Origin of the sequence: Bradyrhizobium sp. SZCCHNS3016 (genome assembly GCF_032484535.1) — a bacterium.
Classification (GTDB): Bacteria; Pseudomonadota; Alphaproteobacteria; order Rhizobiales; family Xanthobacteraceae; genus Bradyrhizobium.
In genome coordinates this window covers 1-15,014 of the sequence record NZ_JAUETE010000005.1, presented here as the reverse complement: position 1 = coordinate 15,014, position 15,014 = coordinate 1, and the positions used below count along the sequence as shown (strand labels likewise).

The following is a 15,014-nucleotide window of genomic DNA, read 5'->3' as shown; positions in this document are numbered from 1 at the left end:
GGGCGGTAATATTGCTTTTGGCTGGAATTTTGCCCTGTTTTTGCCCTGTTTGCCGGCAAAACAGACGTCCATGGTTAACCCGCCCTTAATCCGCCAAAACTTAATCAGCATTTAACTAAAAGTCGCCCTAATGAAGCTCTGTGCTTCTGCGAGATGCAAAGCGGTTGTCCGTGGCGCATCGAGCGAGAGTTATCGAGTATTCGTTCGGGCGTGAGTGAATGAGTAACAGTCGAGCTGCGTTGGCCGCACGAAATCGCAGGAAGTCTTCCCTGATCGCGTTGTCTCACAAATTGATCGGTGGCGCGGCAATCGCATGCCTGATCGGAGGCTGCGCTGTGACGGTCTATACCAAGATCATCGCGGCCGACGCCTATCCGACCCTGGGCAGCATCGAGCAGGATGAGCCCGTCGTGCGCCCGGCGCCGCGGCTTGCGACGCGGAGCGCCGCCGATGCGGTGGGTGAGGCCTTCTCGGCATTCCCGGAATCTCCGCCCGTCACCACGGTCGCCGCCATCACGCCGCAGCTGTTCAACGACCGCTTCGGCGCGGCCGTGCCGCAGGGCGTCGCCTCGAACGCCGCGAACGGCGCGCCGCCGCTGCCCAAGCTCGCCGAAGCCGCGCCCAAGCAGATCGAGGCCAAGTCGATCGAAGCCAAGCCGGCCGAGACTGCGAAGGTCGCCGAGGCGCCGAAGAAGGATGCCCGGCCACCGATGCAGTTGGCGCTCGCCAATGCCAAGCCGGCCGCGCAGCCCGCGACGCCGGCGCAGGCCGCCGAGGCCAATCCGCCGAAGAGCAGTGGCTTCTCGCTGCGCGCGATGACCGAGCGCGCCAAGGCGGCGGTGCTGTCGATCGCCGGCGACCGGCATTCGATCCAGGAAAAGCTCTGGGGCAAGCCGGAGAACCAGGATGGCGGCCTCCTGGCCTATGCCTCGGCTGATTCCAACATCACCGCCAGCATCGCCAAGGATCCGACCCGCGGCGGCCGGCCGCCGTATGATTTGAGCACCGCAGTCTACGACATCTCGGCCAAGGCGGTGTATCTGCCCGACGGCACCAAGCTCGAGGCACATTCCGGCCTCGGCGACAACCTCGACAAGCCGAGCTCGGAGAAGATCAAGATGCGCGGCGTGACGCCGCCGCACATCTACGAGCTGAAGCCGCGCGAGGCGCTGTTCCACGGCGTGCCGGCGCTGCGGCTCAATCCGATCGGCGGCGAGGACGCCATCCACGGTCGCAACGGCCTCCTGGCCCACACCTTCATGCTCGGGCCGAACGGCGACTCCAACGGCTGCGTTTCGTTCCGCGACTACTACGCGTTCCTCGATGCCTACAAGAACAAGGGCATCCGCAAGCTCGCCGTGCTCTCGCGCATCGACTGAGGCGCAGCCGTTACGGAGTAGGGTGGGCAAAGGCGCCCATTCCGCGCGTGCCACACGAATATTTGTAGTTGGCGCCGTGCCCACCGTTTTGCCGAGGAGAGGGCTGATTGACGGTGGGCACGCTGCCGCCTTCGTCGGCCACTTTGCCCACCCCACAGGTCCTGCATCGACAAACAACGCCGTCGCCTGGCGTTGAGCCGGGGCCGGAATGAGATCCGTTTCACGCTTCAAAAAGCACGGCCATGACTGCGCATTCTCGCGGCGCCTGGCGCCCGAGTGCTGCTCGTAAACTGGCCCTCCGAAATCGGAAGAGGGCGCGGGGAATGCCGGGTGAGGGCCTCACCCATGGCCCGCCTGCAGAAGAAAAAGCAGGCGGCAGTCACCACAGGTTCAGCCGCATCATCCGGCATTCCCCGCGCGATGGCCTTACGGCTTATACGTGGTCTCCCTGGTGCGCCGGGTTTTCTGGCCACCATCGGTCGGAGCATTCGTCTCTCCGACCTTGACACCAGCATCGGGGTGCCAGGACATCACGACTTCGCCGTGCGCACCGGATCGTTCGTCCGCGTGATCAGATCACGCTGCAACCCGACGCGCCCACCGCATCCCGCCCTCCACGTTCATGACGATCGCGAAGCGCCCCTCTCATGAGGACGGGACCGGCATAGAATGCACGGTTTCTGATTTTTGGAAACAGGAAAATGTTCGGGGTTGGCGGTGAGCGAGGCGATCCCATTGACCCAGCTCGACAAACGAATTTTCGCGCGCACGCGTTTTCGACCTCTCGCATGGCCGATTGCGGCCTTGTAGCCCGCCATAATGCGCAACTGATTTGCCCGACGACCAATCTGGTCGTTGCAAATCTGTCGCGTCACCGGAGGCGCGCCGTCATGGCTTCTCCCTCCGGCCTTGACGGCTTCGGAAAATTCTGCGCATAGCTCTGCCCCATCGAAATTGACGCGCCGTTCGCCGGCGCGCTCTTGAGGACCACGACCGTGTTGAGCCTACGCTCACATCTCGCGAACGCCCCCGCCAACGAACGACCGCTTAACTGGTCGCGCGATTGGTCCGGCATGGGCGTCGCCTGTCAGGGTCCGAATGATCTCGTGCTGTCCCTGACGACATCGGGACGCGAAATTCCAGCACAAGCGTAACCGGCGGCGGGATCTCACCCTCCGCAGACATAGCGGAGGGTCTGATGACCCGCATGATGAGCCCAGATTCCGAGACAGTCGACCACGCCCGAGCGCTGTGCTCGCCGGTGGCGCTCGCCTTCGTGCGCATCGTCATGACGTGCCGCGGCGTCAGCGAGGCACGGGCTCGCCAGATCTATCTCGACTACATCAACGGCGTTCAGCCGGAGCACGCTCCGGTCGCGTTCGACTGATTGACGATGACCATGCCCGGTGCAGTCCGGGCGCGATGACATGGCCTATGTTCCCGTCTGGTGAAGGGACCGGATTGTCGATCCGGGAAGGCGGGTTCGATTCCCGTCATGGGCGCCAACACGACCGGGCAGATGAAGCGAAGAGAGGAGGTCGACGATGTCAGCAACAAACCCGGCGCTGGTTCTCAACGCCGACTTCCAGCCGCTGAGCTATTTCCCGCTGTCGGTGGTCTGCTGGGAGGACGCGATCAGGGCCGTTGTCGGCGAGTCGCACGTCGTGGTCGCAGAGTACGACCGCGTCGTGCGGAGCCCGAGCGTCACCATGCGGCTGCCGTCGGTGATCGCGTTGCGCGATTACGTCAGGCCGGCGACGCGCGTCCCGTTCACGCGCTTCAACGTGTTCCTGCGCGATCGCTTCGAATGTCAGTACTGTGGTGGCCGCTATCTCCACGGCGAGCTGACCTTCGATCACGTCGTGCCGCGCGTCGACGGCGGCGAGACGTCGTGGACCAACATCGTCGCCGCCTGCAGTCCCTGCAACGCGCGCAAGGACCGGCGCCATCTCAAGCCGCGGCGGCCGCCGTTCGAGCCGGCACGGCACGAGCTGATGGCCGCGCAGCGCCTGTTTCCGCCGAGATTCCTGCACGTGACCTGGCAGGATTATTTGTACTGGGATGTGGAGCTCGAGCGGTGAGCGCCGTGTAGCACGGATGAGCGGACGCCGAAGCCCAACGGGCTTCGGCGGAGGCGACATCCGGGGTCTCGCGTGCCACTCGTATGAACCCGCATGTCGCTGCGCTCATGCGGGCTACGACTACTCGTCATGCTGAGCTGCAACGATCTTGCCGTCATTCCGGGGCGCGCGCAGTGCGAGCCCGAAGCCATAACCATGACAATTCGTGACGTGCGTCGGCGGTGCTAAAACGCCACGAAGTTATATCAGCTACGTACGGCTCACTTTACAAACGTGAAAAATCCTGTAAGAGCACGCGCCAACTTATCCGGCGGACATCCGCCAGCGAGAGAGCCATGCCGATTTCGACCCCACGTCAGATAGAGGACAGCGCGCTGCCGCAACTGCGGCGCCGTGATTGCGTCCTGTGCGTGCCGGCAGTCTCCGCGGGGAGCGCGCTGTCCCGTCACAATCAACTAGCAGCGTAGCGAGGCAGCGGGATCGTCCCTCTGTCTTGAACGCCAGAGAGACGATCCGCCAGGCTGATGTCCCATCCGGGACACTCCGATCAGATCCGTCTCTCTGTTTGCACCACCGGACTTGCGCGGCGTCACGCCGTGCAAGCCCCGATCATTGCAGCGCCACGCCGGCGCGGCAGGGTCATGCATGAACGAGTGAGGAGGATCACATGCGAGCCGATCCCTATCAGGAGCGCGCGAGGCAATTGGCGATCGAGGCCGGGCTTGATCCGGATGCGCGGGTCGAGCGGCCCGGGCAGCGGTCGATGCCGCTGTGGTGCACATTCCGCGACGCCGCGCGCCAGGAGCAGCTGGCGCGCGAGGCCACGGCGCTGGGCGACACTGTCGCGAGCCGGCCACAGGCCGCGCAGTATCAGAACAGCCCGCTGAAGGTGTTTGGCCGTCACGAGGATGCGACCATCGCGCAGATGAGGAGCTGCATGGCGGTCGGCAACGCTGTTGCCGGCGTGATCTGTGCTGACGGCCATCTCGGCTATGCCCAGCCGGTCGGCGGCGTGATCGCCTATGAGAAGCAGATCAGCATCTCCGGCGTCGGCTTCGACATCGGCTGCGGCAACATGGCGGTGCAGCTCGACACGCCGTTCAGCGCGATCGAGGACAAGGTCGGCACCATCATAAAGGATGTCGCCAAGGTGATCTCGTTCGGCGTCGGCCGCAAGAACGCCGAGCGTGTCGACCATGAACTGTTCGACGATACCGAAGCGTGGCGCTGCTCCGACATGGGCGAGTACCGGCAGAAGGCCGTTGGACAGCTCGGCACGGTCGGGTCGGGCAACCACTATGTCGATTTGATGCGCGACGAGGCCGGCTTCGTCTGGATCGGCGTGCATTTCGGCAGCCGTGGTCTCGGCCACACCTCGGCGACGCGCTACCTCAAGGCCGCCGGCGGCAAGGACGGCATGAACGTGCCGCCCGCCGTGGTCGACGAGGACTCGGAGGTTGGGCAGCGCTACATCGCCGCGATGCAGCTCGCCGGGCGCTACGCCTATGCGGGACGCGAGTGGGTGACCGAACGCGTGCGCCAGATCATCGGCGGTGCGGTCACCGACAGCGTGCACAACCACCACAACTATGCCTGGCGTGAGACCCATGACGGGCGTGACCTGTGGGTGGTGCGCAAGGGCGCCACGCCGGCCTTCCCAGGCCAGCGCGGTTTCGTTGGCGGCTCGATGGGCGACGACGCTGTCATCATCGAGGGCGTGGAGTCGGAGGAGGCCAAGGCCTCGCTGTACTCGACGGTGCACGGCGCCGGGCGGCTGTTCGGGCGGCGAGAGGCCAAGCGGCGCTTCACGCGCGCCGAGATGGACGCCTGGCTGCAGGGCCGCGGCGTCACCCTGATCGGCGCCGATCTCGACGAGAGCCCGATGGCCTATCGCCGTCTGCCCGAGGTGCTGGCCGAGCACGCCGGCTCGGTGAGGGTGGTGCATACGCTGCGGCCGTTCGCCGTGGTGATGGCGGGCGAGAGCGAGTTCGATCCGTTCAAGGATTGAGCGCGCCCTCGTAGCCCGCATGAGCGCAAGCGACATGCGGGTCCGTACGTGCAGTTCGTGAGACCCCGGATGTCGCTCCGGCCTGCGCCCGCAAGGCGCCGGCCTTTGCTCATCCGGGCTACGCGATTGCGCAACGATGACGGAGACACGATCATGACCGAGATGACCTGGCACGCCGACAATATCGAGACGATTGCGAACTTCTTCTCCACTGCCGAGTGCGAGGACTACATCCGCTTGGGCGAGCAGATGGGCTTCGAGGAGGCGACGTTGTTCGCGCCGCGCAGCGTCAAGGACTATCGCAACAACGATCGCGTCATCGTCGACGATACCGAGCGCGCGCAAGGGCTCTATCAGCGGCTCGCCGGCCATCTCGCACCGTCGTTCCAGCATCGCTGGCAGCCGGTCGGGCTGAACGAGCGGCTGCGGCTGTATCGCTATGATGTCGGACAGAAGTTCGAATGGCATCGCGACGGCCATTTCGAGCGTGACGATGGCGAGCGCAGCCAGTTCACCTTCATGATCTATCTGAACGATGATTTCGAAGGTGGCACGACGTCGTTCTGCGACGACACCGGCCTGATGCCGGATGGTCCGTTGCACATCACGCCGGAGAAGGGCGTGGCGCTGCTGTTCCATCACCCGATCATGCATCGCGGCGATCCCGTGACGAAGGGGCGCAAATTCGCGCTGCGGACGGACGTGATGTATCGGCGGAGCAGGTGAGGGGGCGCGTCGCACAAGGCGCGCGCTCTCCGTTCGTCACTCCGGGGCGCGCGTAGCGCGAGCCCGGAATCCATAGCCACAGGCCGTCGCGTGGTGCGAGGTGCTTGTGGCGTCTGTCTTCGACCAACCACCGCTCGGGCTATGGATTCGGGGCTCATTCGCGCTGCTCCAAAATGGCTTCGCCATTTTGCGCTTGAACGCCCCGGAATGACGGCGGAGAGGAGTTTAGCGACGAAGCCCGCATGAGCCCCGGCGACATTCGGGCCCCGGCGAAACAAAAAGGGCGCGGCTTTCGCCGCGCCCTTCGTATCTCTTGAGGGGGCTGGACCTTAGAAGTCCATGCCGCCCATGCCGCCGCCCGGAGGCATTGCGGGGCCGCCGGCGTTCTTCTTCGGCAGCTCGGCGACCATGGCTTCGGTCGTGATCAGCAGCGCAGCCACGGAGGCGGCGTTCTGGATCGCGGCGCGAACCACCTTGGTCGGGTCGATGATGCCCTTGGAGACCAGGTTGCCGTACTCGCCGGTCTGGCTGTCGAAGCCATAGGCGTACTGGTCCTTCTCCAGGATCTTGCCGACGATGACCGAGCCGTCCTCGCCCGCGTTGATCGCGATCTGGCGGGCCGGGGCGGAGAGCGCCTTGCGGACGATCTCGATGCCGGTCTTCTGGTCGTCGTTCTTGGTGCGCAGGCCCTTGAGCTGCTCGGAAGCACGGAGCAGGGCGACGCCGCCGCCCGGCAGGATGCCTTCCTCGACAGCCGCGCGGGTCGCATGCATCGCGTCATCCACGCGATCCTTGCGCTCCTTCACCTCGACCTCGGTCGCGCCGCCGACGCGGATCACCGCGACGCCGCCCGCGAGCTTGGCCAGACGCTCCTGCAGCTTCTCACGGTCGTAGTCCGAGGTGGTCTCCTCGATCTGCGCCTTGATCTGCTGAACGCGCGCCTCGATGTCGGCTTTCTTGCCGGCGCCGTTGACGATCGTGGTGTTCTCCTTGTCGATCATCACCTTCTTGGCGCGGCCGAGCATGGAGAGGTTGACGTTCTCGAGCTTGATGCCGAGATCTTCCGAGATCGCCTGGCCGCCGGTCAGGATCGCGATGTCCTGCAGCATGGCCTTGCGGCGATCGCCGAAGCCCGGAGCCTTGACGGCCGCGACCTTCAAGCCGCCACGCAGGCGGTTGACGACGAGCGTAGCGAGAGCTTCGCCCTCGACGTCCTCGGCGACGATGACCAGCGGCTTGCCGGTCTGCACCACGGCCTCGAGCAGCGGCAGCAGCTCGTTCAGCGACGACAGCTTCTTTTCGTTGATCAGGATGTAGGCGTCATCCATCTCGACGCGCATCTTGTCGGCGTTGGTGACGAAGTAGGGCGAGATGTAGCCGCGGTCGAACTGCATGCCCTCGACGACGTCGAGCTCGGTCTCCAGCGACTTGGCTTCCTCGACGGTGATGACACCCTCGTTGCCGACCTTCTTCATGGCATCGGCGAGGAACTTGCCGATCTCGGCGTCGCCGTTGGCGGAGATGGTGCCGACCTGGGCGATCTCGTCGTTCGACGTGACCTTCTTGGAGTTCTTGACGAGGTCCGCAACGACCGCCTCGACCGCGAGGTCGATGCCGCGCTTCAGATCCATCGGGTTCATGCCGGCGGCAACCGCCTTGGCGCCTTCGCGCACGATGGCCTGGGCCAGCACGGTCGCGGTGGTGGTGCCGTCGCCGGCCGCATCAGCGGACTTGGAGGCGACTTCGCGCACCATCTGCGCGCCCATGTTCTCGAACTTGTCGTCGAGCTCGATCTCCTTGGCGACGGTGACGCCGTCCTTGGTGATGCGGGGAGCGCCGAACGACTTGTCGAGGACGACGTTGCGGCCCTTCGGACCGAGCGTGACCTTGACGGCATTGGCGAGAATGTCCACGCCGCGCAGCATGCGATCGCGGGCGTCGACGCCAAACTTAACGTCTTTTGCTGACATATTGGGTTTTCCTGGGTTGAATTGGTCGTCTCACCCTGGGCAGGGCGCCCGCAGGCGCTCCTCAGGGTGAGCGTTGAGCGGGTTGGGCTTAGGCGGCCTTCTTCTTCGACGCGGTGTCGGTGAGCACGCCCATGATGTCGCTTTCCTTCATGATCAGCAGCTCCTGGCCGTCGATCTTGACCTCGGTGCCCGACCACTTGCCGAACAGCACGCGATCACCGACCTGGACGTCGAGCGGGACCAGCTTGCCGCTCTCGTCGCGGGCGCCCGGGCCCACCGCGATCACTTCGCCCTGCGAGGGCTTCTCCTTGGCCGAGTCGGGGATGATGATGCCGCCAGCGGTCTTCTCTTCGGCGTCGATGCGCTTGACCACGACGCGGTCGTGAAGCGGACGGAAAGCCATACAGTCCTCCTAAGCTATTGAGGCGATTGTCAGTTTCTGGAATTTTGGCAGTCGGTGCCGGCGAGTGCCAGCACGTGGGCTGGATTTAGGGGAGAGCATTCAGCCGGACAAGGGCTTGTAGCAGAAAAATTAGCAGTCAACTGCGGGCTCTGCCAAAGCGTTCCGATAGCGTTAACAAGAGCGGAACGAACCATGAAACCCCGTATTAGCACCTGGGCTAAGTGGCTGCTAACGCAGCATTTTTCAACATGTCGTTAAACATTTAAGCTTGAGATGGGTTGAGGACATGCGTCACATTTCTAGGCAGTGAGCGCATCTTTGCCGGGTGGCTCGATCCCGGTTGCCACACCGGACATGCGCTCCAGAAACGGAGGTTGGCATGGTGTCGAAGGTTGAGGTTTCCGAGGACTTTCGGAAACAGGTGCTGGGTTACGGGCTGACGACCGCGCAGATCCTGTATCGGATGCCGGATCACCGCTCGCTGCTGCAGACCTACGTCTGGCAGAACTACGACCTGTTTCCGAAATTCCCGGCGCTGCAGGACTTCCTGGCGTTCTGGCAGGAGAAGATCGAGGGTCCGCTGTACTCGGTCACGGTGGCGCACTCCAAGCTGATCAAGCCGGCCGAGCTGCGCGCCGTCGATGGCGTGTTCGTGCTGCATTGAGGCTGACGCGTAGCCCGGATGAGCGAAGCGATATCCGGGTTCAACGCGGACGCGCGTGAGTCCCCGGATGTCGTTTCGCTCATCCGGGTTAAGCGCTGCCTCGGCCCTGTTGAGGTCGTCGATCGGTCGACCCGCAAAGCGGCAGGTGTGCTATCCTCGCGTGCGAGGACACGCAGGGAGAGCGCCATGGCCAAGAAGAGCCGCACCGCCAAATCAGCATCACGCGCCGCCGCGAAAGCCGCGCCGCGAAAAACCGCAAAGACAAAGCCGACGGCGAAGACCGCCTTCGCGGCGCCTGCCAAGCCGGGTAGGGCGTCGAAACCCTCGGCGCGCAAGGCGCTCGCGAGCAAGGGGCGACCAGTGCCGGCGCCGCGCCGGCGCAAACAGAAGGTCGCCATCAGCCATCACCGCGAGGAGGACTTCAAGGCTGACGGCCTGCGCGCCTATGCTGTTTACCGCGACCTCGGCATCGCCGACGCGACGCACGGGCTGGCGCGCGCGCATGTCATCCGCATGCTGCCGCCGTGCAATCCGCAGGAAGTCTCCAAGCTGCACACCCATGCGGTCGACTTCCAGATGGTCTATGTGCTCAAGGGCTGGGTGAAGAGCTACCTCGAAGGCGTCGGCGAGACGCTGATGCAGGAGGGCAGCTGCTGGACCCAGCCGCCGAAGATCCGGCACATGATCCTCGACTATTCCGACGACGTCGAACTGCTCGAGGTGATCCTGCCGGCCGACTTCAAAACCGTCGAACTGTCGACGTAAAGCCGACAGAAACGGATGGAAACATTCGCGTGCGATGGACGGCGGTCGCATCGCGCGTGTGTGTTGACATCCGGTCTCGCGTCACTGGGACGGATGGGCCGGCGACGAATCCGTAAGAGGTGTTCGCCGCGGGCTTGCGTAAAGGCGTACCCGTCCCGTTGCCGCGCTTCGTCGTCCAGTTCGCTCCCACGATCCCGCGCGCGCTTCGCACGCGCGTATCGATGCAGCCCCGCATCGCCAACGCGGGCGCCGGTTCGGCTTCAGGTGCCGCCCATCGCGAGGACATCGACTGGCTGCGCGCCATCGCGGTGCTCTCCGTTGTTGCATTCCATTTCGAGGCGCCGGCGATCTTCGGCGGCTTCGTCGGCGTCGACATCTTCTTCGTCATCTCCGGCTACCTGATCACCGGCATCATCGCCGCGGAGATGGCGGCGGGCCGCTTTTCGTTCGCGCAATTCTACGAGCGGCGGGTGCGGCGGCTGCTGCCGGCGCTCTACGCCATGGTGGCGTTCGCGGCGATCCCGGCGTCGCAGGACATGCTGGGCTCCGAGCGCGCCGAATTCTTCCGTTCCGCGGCCGCCGTCGTCACCTTCACCTCGAACATCTTCTTCCGGCAGCAGTCCGGCTATTTCGACCACGCCGCGGTCGAGAAGCCGCTGCTGCACACCTGGTCGCTCGCCGTCGAGGAGCAGTTCTATCTGGTGCTGCCGATCATGGTCTGGGCCGTGTTGCTGATAGCGCGCGGCCGCAGGCTGGCGCTGACTTTCACGCTGGCGCTGCTGGCTACCGGCTCGTTCGCGCTCGGTCTGCTGCTGATGCGAGGCGGCGCGTCCGCGAGTGCGTTCTTCCTCAGCCCGCCGCGCGCCTGGGAATTCCTGCTCGGCGGCCTGGTCGCGATTTCTGGACTTCCCGCACCGCGGCCGGGTCTCGCCCAGCGCGGCGCCCGCGCGCTGTCGCTGCTGCTGATGGCGGTGCCGATTCTGGCGCTGCGCCCCGGACCGGGTTTCCCCGGCGTCGACGCGCTCGCGCCATGCCTTGGCGCGGCGCTGTTCCTGTGGAGCGGCGCCGGCGTGGCCAATGTGCCGCGCAGCCGGCTGTCACCGCTCGGCGTGGCGGCGTTCGTCGGCCGCATCTCCTATTCGCTGTATCTGTGGCACTGGCCGCTGTTCGCCTTCGCGCGCTTCGCCAAGCCCGGCCTGGCGCTCGACGGCTGGGAGCGGGCGGCGTTGTTTGCCCTCACGGTCGCGGTCGCCACGCTGTCCTGGCGCTTCATCGAGCGGCCGTTCCGCAATCGCGAGCTCGCAGCGACCCCGCGCGCGGCCTTCGGCCTTGCGGCGCTGGCGAGCCTGCTGCTGCTGGCCGTCAGCGGCGTGGGTCTGTTCCGCGCCGGCGCCGTGTCGGACGCCGACCGCGCGGCGCAGCGGCTGGACGCCTACAACGCCTACGACATGAAGCCGGTCTATCGCTACGGCACCTGCTTCACGACGCCGGACGGGCGCGTGCCCGGGGATTGTCTCCGTCCGGTGAGCGGCAAGGTCAACGTGCTGCTGTGGGGCGACAGCTTTGCGGCCCACTACTATCACGGCCTCGCCGCGAGCATCGATCCGCAGGCCGTCAACGTCATGCAGGCGAGCCAGCCGACCTGCATGCCGACCTTCAGCGCGGAGACGCAGGGGATCGCGGCCTGCCGCGCCCTGGCAAGCCAGATGCGCGACTATTTCGTGACGGCGCGGCCCGATCTCGTGGTGATGTCGGCGGACTGGCTCGAGAACGCCCGCCCGCCGCGCTTTGCCGGCATGGTGCGCGATCTCAGGCTGACGCTGGCGCGTCTCAGCGAGGCCGGCATTCCGGTGGTGCTGCTCGGTCCCTCCGTGCAATTCCGGGCGCGGCTGCCCTCGATGCTGGCGCGCGCCACCTTGCGCGGCATGGCGCCGGATCCCGTTGCGTTCGTCCGGTCCGACATCTTTGCGCTGGATCAGGCGATGCAGGCGGCGCTGTCGACGAGCGAAGGCCTGTCCTACATCTCGATCCTGTCGGCGGTCTGCGAGAACGGCCGCTGTCCGCTCACGGTCGGCGACGTCCCGCTGTCGTTCGATCATGCGCATCTCACGGCGGAGGGTTCCCAGCTCGTGATGGCGAGGATCGTGCCGCAACTGCTGCCGATGATGACCGAGCTCAGCTCACGTCAGCAGGCCGACGATCGCACCCATCAGGCAGGTGGTGAGGGTGCCGGAGACGATTGATTTGAGGCCGAGCGCGTTGATCTCGTCGCGCCGTGTCGGGGCCATCGTACCGAGTCCACCGATCATGATGCCGAGGCTGGCGAAGTTGGCGAAGCCGCACATCGCGTACAGCATGATCAGCCGCGCGCGCGGATCGAGCGCCGTCGCATCGAGCTTCGCCAGCTCGACATAGGCGATCAGCTCGTTGAGGACCGTCTTGGTGCCCATCAGGCTGCCGGCCGTGACGGCCTCTGACCACGGCAGGCCCATCAGCCAGCACACCGGCGCCATGACGAGGCCGAGCAGCCGCTGCAGCGAGATGTCGGCGCCGCCGATGGCGGGCAACAGCGACAGGATCGCGTTGGCGAGATGCACCAGCGCGACCAGCACCAGCAGCAGCGCGACGATGTTCATCAGCAGCTCGAGCCCGGCGCTGGTGCCCTTGACGATCGCGTCCATCGTCGAGGTGGCCTGGGTCTCCTCGCCGAGCGCGCCGCCGGTGAGCTGCTTCGACGTCTCCGGCACCATGATCAGGCTGATCAGGATCGACGCCGGCGCGCCGAGCACCGAGGCGATGACGAAATGCGCGGCGGCATCGGGGATCAGCGGCGCAAGCAGCGTGGCGTAGAGCACCAGCACGGTGCCGGCGATGCCGGCCATGCCGCCGGTCATGACGAGAAACAATTCGCTGCGTGTCATCTGCGCCAGATACGGCCGGATGAACAGCGGCGCTTCCACCATGCCGAGGAAGACATTCGCGGCGGTCGACAGGCCGACGGCGCCGCCGACGCCGAGCGTGCGCTCCAACAGCCAGGCCATGCCGCGCACCAAGGGCGGCAGCACCCGCCAGTAGAACAGCAGCGTGGTCAGCACGCTCATGACCAGCACGATCGGCAACGCCTGGAAGGCGAGCACGAAATCGGCGCCGGGCGCCTTGAGGTCGAAGGGCAGGGCGCCGCCGCCGACATAGCCGAAGACGAAGGAGGTGCCGGCCCGCGAGGCCGACGAGATGGCGCCGACGACCTCGTTGATGGCGCCGAAGGCGCGGGCAACCGCGGGGACCTTGAGCAGGACGAGCGCGGTCAGGATCGTGACCACGAGGCCAAGCGCGGCCTGCTTCAGCGACACCGCGCGCCGGTTCTCGCCGAGCGCCCATGCGATCGCGAGCAGCGCGACGATCCCGAACCCCGATTGCAGCTGCAGCATCAGATCCCCCGACCCCCGTTTCATTATGAGCGCAGGGAACAGCCGCGCGCAATGCCGTGCGGCCATGCGGGGCTTGCGATTGACAAGCAGTTGGGCCTGCGTCACGCAGGCGCCATCATGTCGTCCACCGTCCCGATCGGCGCGCGCGATCTCTTGAAGCAAAGCGCGTTCCTGTTCTTCCTGTCGTCCCGCAGCCTGTCGCGCTTTGCGAGCCAGATCGCCGCAGTGGCGATCGGCTGGCAGATCTACGATCTCACCGGGCGCGCCTTCGATCTCGGCCTGGTCGGGCTGATCCAGTTCCTGCCGACGGCGCTGCTGGTGTTCGTCGCCGGCAGCGCCGCCGACCGATTCCAGCGCAAGCGCGTCGTGCAGCTCTGTCAGCTCATCGAGGCGCTGACGGCGCTCTATCTGTGCTGGGGCGCCTACGCCGGTCAGCTCGGCGAATTCGAACTGTTTGCTGCGATCTTCGTGCTCGGCATTGCCGGGGCGTTCGAGAGCCCCGCGACCGCGGCGCTGCTGCCGCTGATCGCCCCGGCAGGCACGCTGCAGCGGGCGAGCGCACTGTCGAGCGGGGCCGCGCAACTCGCGACCATCGCCGGTCCCGCCATCGGCGGCTTCGCCTATGCGGTCGCGCCGGGTCTACCCTATGGCATCATGATGCTGTTCTGGATTGCCGGCATGGGGCTGACCGGCCTGATGCAGGTACCGGAGGACGTTCCGGTCGAGCGGATCGACGGCAGCAAGGCCGACCTGTTCGCTGGCGTCCGCTTCATCCGCGCCCATCCTGCGATTCTCGGCACCATCTCGCTCGATCTGTTCGCGGTGCTGCTCGGCGGCGTCACGGCCTTGCTGCCGATCTATGCGCGCGACGTCCTTCAGGCCGGGCCGTTCGGGCTCGGCGTGCTGCGCGCAGCGCCCGCGGTCGGTGCGCTGGCGATGACGGCAGTGCTGGCGCGCTACACCATCCGGCGGCGCGTCGGCCTGCGCATGTTCCAGGCGGTGATCGTGTTCGGCGCGGCGACGGTCGTGTTCGCCGTCTCGCATGTGATGTGGATCTCGGTCGCTGCGCTCGCCATTCTCGGTGCCGCCGACACCATCAGCGTCGTGATCCGCTTCTCGTTGGTGCAGCTCGCGACGCCCAACGAGATGCGCGGCCGCGTCGGCGCGGTGAACTTCCTGTTCATCAACGCCTCGAACCAGCTCGGCCAGTTCGAGAGCGGCATCACCGCCGCGCTGCTCGGCGCCATGCCCGCAGCTATCCTCGGCGGCGTCGGCACCATCGCGGTCGCGCTTCTGTGGATGAAGCTGTTTCCGACGCTGCGGAAGGTGGAGCAGTTGGAGTAGGAGTCGTGAAGGCACCCTGCCGTAGGGTGGGCAAAGCGGCCGCCCGAAGGGCGGCAGCGTGCCCACCATTTGAGCGGCATCATGAGCGGCCAGACGGTGGGCACGGCGCCACTGCTATCTCGTTTGCCGAGACAGCGCGTCAGCGCCTTTGCTCACCCTACAAACGGTGGCTAGCTGTGGTCTTCCAGGAGGTTGTCCATCCGGTCTGAACCGAGGAAGCTGAGGTTGCGAAGCTTCAGTGTTCCA

General features: G+C 65.8%; 12 protein-coding genes and 1 tRNA gene. 10 read left to right on the top strand and 3 right to left on the bottom strand.

The window, feature by feature from the left end:
• Positions 1–218 precede the first annotated feature (218 nt).
• The 6 genes from QW881_RS11880 to QW881_RS11855 all read left to right on the top strand — a co-directional run bounded on the left by QW881_RS11880 (position 219) and on the right by QW881_RS11855 (position 6,194).
• The gene (locus tag QW881_RS11880; protein ID WP_315759259.1) at positions 219–1,379 is read left to right on the top strand and encodes a DUF2778 domain-containing protein; all 1,161 of its coding nucleotides are present in this window, start codon (positions 219–221) and stop codon (positions 1,377–1,379) included.
• A 1,198-nt stretch (positions 1,380–2,577) separates the two neighbouring features.
• Positions 2,578–2,766: a hypothetical protein gene (locus tag QW881_RS11875; RefSeq protein ID WP_315759260.1), complete on the top strand. Its 189-nt coding sequence runs from the start codon at positions 2,578–2,580 to the stop codon at positions 2,764–2,766.
• A gap of 43 nt (positions 2,767–2,809) precedes the next feature.
• Positions 2,810–2,884: transfer RNA gene (locus tag QW881_RS11870), tRNA-Asp, on the top strand.
• A gap of 39 nt (positions 2,885–2,923) precedes the next feature.
• Entirely contained in the window at positions 2,924–3,460 is a 537-nt protein-coding gene (locus QW881_RS11865; protein ID WP_315759261.1) for an HNH endonuclease, read from the top strand.
• A 667-nt stretch (positions 3,461–4,127) separates the two neighbouring features.
• Positions 4,128–5,468: an RtcB family protein gene (locus tag QW881_RS11860; RefSeq protein WP_316158412.1), complete on the top strand. Its 1,341-nt coding sequence runs from the start codon at positions 4,128–4,130 to the stop codon at positions 5,466–5,468.
• Between the two features lie 153 nt (positions 5,469–5,621).
• Positions 5,622–6,194 carry a 2OG-Fe(II) oxygenase gene (locus QW881_RS11855; RefSeq protein WP_316158413.1) on the top strand — a complete coding sequence of 191 codons (573 nt, stop codon included), beginning with the start codon at positions 5,622–5,624 and terminating at the stop codon, positions 6,192–6,194.
• Positions 6,195–6,523: 329 nt separating this feature from the next.
• Here the strand turns inward: QW881_RS11855 and groL are convergent, their stop codons facing one another.
• Together groL and groES are read right to left on the bottom strand one after the other, a co-directional pair.
• Positions 6,524–8,164, bottom strand: coding sequence for a chaperonin GroEL (gene groL, locus QW881_RS11850; RefSeq protein ID WP_315714737.1), 1,641 nt, complete (start codon positions 8,162–8,164; stop codon positions 6,524–6,526).
• An 88-nt stretch (positions 8,165–8,252) separates the two neighbouring features.
• Positions 8,253–8,567, bottom strand: a complete 315-nt coding sequence (groES, locus tag QW881_RS11845; protein ID WP_008966485.1) for a co-chaperone GroES — start codon at positions 8,565–8,567, stop codon at positions 8,253–8,255.
• A gap of 379 nt (positions 8,568–8,946) precedes the next feature.
• On the opposite strand from groES, the gene QW881_RS11840 reads away from it, so the two are divergent.
• From QW881_RS11840 to QW881_RS11830, 3 genes are all read left to right on the top strand, one after another.
• Entirely contained in the window at positions 8,947–9,231 is a 285-nt protein-coding gene (locus tag QW881_RS11840; protein ID WP_316158414.1) for an usg protein, read from the top strand.
• A gap of 186 nt (positions 9,232–9,417) precedes the next feature.
• Positions 9,418–9,996 (top strand): cupin domain-containing protein, encoded by a 579-nt coding sequence (locus tag QW881_RS11835; RefSeq protein ID WP_316158415.1) that lies wholly within the window; start codon positions 9,418–9,420, stop codon positions 9,994–9,996.
• A gap of 221 nt (positions 9,997–10,217) precedes the next feature.
• Complete coding sequence (locus QW881_RS11830; protein ID WP_316158416.1) at positions 10,218–12,239, top strand: acyltransferase family protein; 2,022 nt, start codon at positions 10,218–10,220, stop codon at positions 12,237–12,239.
• On the opposite strand, the gene QW881_RS11825 is transcribed toward QW881_RS11830, so the two are convergent.
• Positions 12,177–13,424 carry a NupC/NupG family nucleoside CNT transporter gene (locus tag QW881_RS11825; RefSeq protein ID WP_315759266.1) on the bottom strand — a complete coding sequence of 416 codons (1,248 nt, stop codon included), beginning with the start codon at positions 13,422–13,424 and terminating at the stop codon, positions 12,177–12,179. The two genes, QW881_RS11830 and QW881_RS11825, sit on opposite strands and share 63 nt — an antisense overlap.
• 117 nt (positions 13,425–13,541) lie before the next feature.
• Here QW881_RS11825 and QW881_RS11820 point away from each other — a divergent pair, with 117 nt between their 5' ends.
• The gene (locus QW881_RS11820; RefSeq protein ID WP_315759267.1) at positions 13,542–14,768 is read left to right on the top strand and encodes an MFS transporter; all 1,227 of its coding nucleotides are present in this window, start codon (positions 13,542–13,544) and stop codon (positions 14,766–14,768) included.
• Positions 14,769–15,014: the final 246 nt, after the last annotated feature.

Bases quoted from the DNA above. Each gene is read 5' to 3' on its own strand.
- QW881_RS11880 (WP_315759259.1), top strand. From the start codon at position 219: ATGAGTAACAGTCGAGCTGCGTTGGCCGCACGAAATCGCAGGAAGTCT.
- QW881_RS11875 (WP_315759260.1), top strand. From the start codon at position 2,578: ATGACCCGCATGATGAGCCCAGATTCCGAGACAGTCGACCACGCCCGA.
- QW881_RS11865 (WP_315759261.1), top strand. From the start codon at position 2,924: ATGTCAGCAACAAACCCGGCGCTGGTTCTCAACGCCGACTTCCAGCCG.
- QW881_RS11860 (WP_316158412.1), top strand. From the start codon at position 4,128: ATGCGAGCCGATCCCTATCAGGAGCGCGCGAGGCAATTGGCGATCGAG.
- QW881_RS11855 (WP_316158413.1), top strand. From the start codon at position 5,622: ATGACCGAGATGACCTGGCACGCCGACAATATCGAGACGATTGCGAAC.
- groL (WP_315714737.1), bottom strand. From the start codon at position 8,164: ATGTCAGCAAAAGACGTTAAGTTTGGCGTCGACGCCCGCGATCGCATG.
- groES (WP_008966485.1), bottom strand. From the start codon at position 8,567: ATGGCTTTCCGTCCGCTTCACGACCGCGTCGTGGTCAAGCGCATCGAC.
- QW881_RS11840 (WP_316158414.1), top strand. From the start codon at position 8,947: ATGGTGTCGAAGGTTGAGGTTTCCGAGGACTTTCGGAAACAGGTGCTG.
- QW881_RS11835 (WP_316158415.1), top strand. From the start codon at position 9,418: ATGGCCAAGAAGAGCCGCACCGCCAAATCAGCATCACGCGCCGCCGCG.
- QW881_RS11830 (WP_316158416.1), top strand. From the start codon at position 10,218: ATGCAGCCCCGCATCGCCAACGCGGGCGCCGGTTCGGCTTCAGGTGCC.
- QW881_RS11825 (WP_315759266.1), bottom strand. From the start codon at position 13,424: ATGCTGCAGCTGCAATCGGGGTTCGGGATCGTCGCGCTGCTCGCGATC.
- QW881_RS11820 (WP_315759267.1), top strand. From the start codon at position 13,542: ATGTCGTCCACCGTCCCGATCGGCGCGCGCGATCTCTTGAAGCAAAGC.